2 protein-coding genes are annotated in these 1,034 nt (G+C 68.5%); both read right to left on the minus strand.

Annotation, left to right across the window (positions count from 1 at the left end):
• Positions 1-113 precede the first annotated feature (113 nt).
• Positions 114-284 (minus strand): hypothetical protein, encoded by a 171-nt coding sequence (locus tag ACZ7GZ_RS43515; RefSeq protein ID WP_471033424.1) that lies wholly within the window; start codon positions 282-284, stop codon positions 114-116.
• Positions 278-715 (minus strand): IS110 family transposase, encoded by a 438-nt coding sequence (locus ACZ7GZ_RS43520; RefSeq protein WP_471033426.1) that lies wholly within the window; start codon positions 713-715, stop codon positions 278-280. Before ACZ7GZ_RS43520 ends, ACZ7GZ_RS43515 begins: the two co-directional genes overlap by 7 nt.
• Positions 716-1,034: the final 319 nt, after the last annotated feature.

Consider the following 1,034-nt stretch of genomic DNA (forward strand, 5'->3'; position numbering starts at 1 on the left):
CAGCCCCAACGAATACGAACACCGACACCACACCGCTAAACTCACGCTCGCCGCGTGATCAATAACCGCGTGCCCACCTTCATGGGGGAAGGCCCTGGGTCACCGCGTCCTCGTCACCCCCCGCCGGGTAGGCCGAGGCGTGCGCAGGTGCGGAACAGCTCGCGGTTGCCCAGGCTCGACAGCCGCTCCCGCAGGGCGGGGTCGGCAATGACCAGAACGGCCTTGAGCTGGTTGATCGCCTGGGTGCGAGCCTTGACCGCAGAGTCCTTCGCGAGCTTCAACATCCGGGCGCACTGCACCGGACCGTCGCCGGATTTTGCCCGCGCCCGGGCGCGACCGCTGACCACGGCCCGCGCGGCAGCCTGCGCATCGAGCGGGTCCGACTTCCCCAACAGACGGCGGGCCGAACGGGCGGGCCGTTCACCTCGTACCCCTCGAAGCGCTGCGCCAGCAGGTAACGGGACAGGCCCGCACCGAAGGTGCCGGTGCCCTCCACACCGGCCCGGCGCACTTTCCCCAGCTTGCCGGCCCAGACGAGCAGCCGGCGGTAGCCGGCCGCCGTGGCCGGAAAGGACTCGGTGCCCAGGACCTTCCCCAGCGGGGAGATCACGGCGGCGACGTGAACCTCGCCGTGCGTGTCCACGCCCAGGACGACTTCGCCGGGAACAGGTGGATCCGTGCTGGTGGAGGAGGTGCTGCGCTGTCGGGTCGTCATGGTGGTTCGCCTTTCCCGCGCCTGACGTGCTGGGTGAATGGCACCGGCTCGCTCGGGCGGTCTGAACCGTGATGGCGCCCGAAACTCGGCAAGGCCCCTATGGGGACACGCCCTGTGGCTCGGTGACAGCAGGCACCATCCCGCAACGGCAGTCGACAAGCCCGTGACTGGACACTTCGGTCATAGATCTCATGAGTCAGACCCCCGTCCGGGACGGCGTTGCTGGGCCTTCCCCCATGAAGGTGGGCACGCGGTTATTGATCACGCGGCGAGCGTGAGTTTAGCGGTGTGGTGTCGGTGTTCGTATTCGTTGGGGCTG

The sequence above is a fragment of the Streptomyces sp. NPDC037288 genome (genome assembly GCF_055603265.1).

Excerpts from the sequence above, each read along its gene's own strand:
- ACZ7GZ_RS43515 (WP_471033424.1), bottom strand. The coding sequence starts at position 284 with ATGTTGAAGCTCGCGAAGGACTCTGCGGTCAAGGCTCGCACCCAGGCG.
- ACZ7GZ_RS43520 (WP_471033426.1), bottom strand. The coding sequence starts at position 715 with ATGACGACCCGACAGCGCAGCACCTCCTCCACCAGCACGGATCCACCT.